Origin of the sequence: Microbacterium sp. ER1, from assembly GCF_023383675.1 — a bacterium.
Classification (GTDB): domain Bacteria; phylum Actinomycetota; class Actinomycetes; order Actinomycetales; family Microbacteriaceae; genus Microbacterium.
This window is the reverse complement of record NZ_QCXO01000029.1, coordinates 1-1,773: the sequence shown is the minus strand read 5'-3', so window position 1 is coordinate 1,773 and position 1,773 is coordinate 1. Positions and strand designations below refer to the sequence as shown.

The 1,773-nt window shown below is 71.5% G+C and carries 2 protein-coding genes; one reads left to right on the top strand and one right to left on the bottom strand.

What is annotated here, in order from left to right:
* Positions 1-455: 455 nt before the first annotated feature.
* Positions 456-1,424 carry a GlxA family transcriptional regulator gene (locus BV453_RS01600; RefSeq protein WP_060923594.1) on the bottom strand — a complete coding sequence of 323 codons (969 nt, stop codon included), beginning with the start codon at positions 1,422-1,424 and terminating at the stop codon, positions 456-458.
* An 86-nt stretch (positions 1,425-1,510) separates the two neighbouring features.
* Here BV453_RS01600 and BV453_RS01595 point away from each other — a divergent pair, with 86 nt between their 5' ends.
* Positions 1,511-1,672 (top strand): hypothetical protein, encoded by a 162-nt coding sequence (locus BV453_RS01595; RefSeq protein WP_249520702.1) that lies wholly within the window; start codon positions 1,511-1,513, stop codon positions 1,670-1,672.
* Positions 1,673-1,773: the final 101 nt, after the last annotated feature.

Sequence of the window (1,773 nt, the reverse complement as noted above, 5' to 3'; positions counted from 1 at the left end):
TTCTGATCCCGCCCGCCCCGCCGCTTCCCGCCCAGGATCGAAAACGCACCACACCGCCCATCCCGCGGGACCTTTCTGATCCCGCACCGATGCGGGCGACCGCGCCCTCGGTGGGACGAGTTCCGCTGCGGAGCTTGGGGGGCGATGCCGCCGGCGGGGCTGGACCAGAATGCCGGGGCCTGTCGCGGGACCGTTCGGCCTGATGCGGGACGGCAAACGCTCCGGATCCGGTGCGGTGGCGCGCGTTCTTGATCGCGCACGACAGCGGGGGACGGTCGCGAGGCCGACGGGGGGGAGCGGGACGGAAAACGCCCCGGACGCGGGGCATTCACGCGCGTTTTCGATCCCGCACGACTGCGGGGGACGGTAGGGGGACCGTGGCGGGACGGAAAGTGGGCCGGATGCGTGGAGACGGGGCACGAAACTGATCCCGCACCGCCGAGGGAAGGGCGGGGTCAGGCGGCGGGGAGGGCGTCGGCGCAGGAGAAGCGGGCGCGGTAGGCGGTGGGAGTCACACCCAGCACGCGGGCGAAGTTCTGCCGGAGGACGGCCGCGGAACCGAAGCCGCAGTCCGTCGCGATGTGTTCGAGCGGAAGATCGGTGCGCTCGAGGAGACGCTGGGCCTGGATGATCCGCTGCCGGCCGAGCCACGCGGCAGGGGTCGCCCCGTACTCGGCCTTGAAGCGGCGCGCGAAGGTCCGCGGCGACATCAGCGCCCGGGCCGCGAGCTGGTCGACCGTCAGGTCTTCGCGGAGGTTCTCCACCGCCCAGTCGGCCACCACGGCGAGCGAATCCGTGGGCGCGACCGGGATGGGGCGATCGATGAACTGCGCCTGACCCCCGTCCCGTTGCGGCGGCACCACCATCCGACGCGCGATCCGGTTGGTGATCTCCGCCCCGAGCTCCTGTCGCAGCAGGTGCAGGCAGGCGTCGATGCCGGCAGCGGTGCCCGCACTCGTGATGATCCGGCCGTCCTGGACGAAGAGCACGTCCGGATCGATGTCGACGGCGGGGTACATGTCGGCCATCGTGTGGGCGTACATCCAGTGCGTCGTCGCCCGCCGTCCGTCCAGGACCCCGGCCGCGGCGAGGATGAACGAGCCGCTGCAGACGCTCATGACCCACGCTCCGCGCGCCACGGCCTCGCGGGCCAGGTCGACGAGGAGCGGGTCGATGTCACCCCAGACCTCGCGCGGCACCGGGCAGAACACGACGAGGTCGGCCTCCGCGGCGAAGGACAGATCGTGCTCCACATTGATGGAGAAGCCGATCTTGGAGCGCACGACCCCGGGCCGCGGGGCGACGATGCGGAAGTCGAAGTTCGGCACCCCGTCGGCCGACCGGTCGAGGCCGAACGCCTCGCAGGCGACCCCGAACTCGAACGGCGCGAAGCCGTCCTGCACCACGCACGCGACGGTCTTCATCACATCTCCCGGAATGGCAGTTTTCCTACGCACAGTGCCCGATCCGCCACTCGTGGCAGCATCACACCGAGCGTAGCTTTTCTGCCATGCTACTCCTCATCCTCCTCCTCGCCCTCGCCATCTGGGCGCTCGTCGCCACGTTCGTCGAACTGCGTCGGGACGGCTACCGTCGCACCGCCACCGACTGGAGCCGCGTCGCCGGACAGGACGCCCTGTCGCAGGCCGACCCCGGACACGTCTATCGCTGACCTCCCGACCGTCCGCGAGGAGGGCTACGCTCGGGGGCATGAGCGACCCGCAGCAGCCCGCCCCCTCGCGCGACGGCGCCGGCGACCCGGCCGCCCCGCCC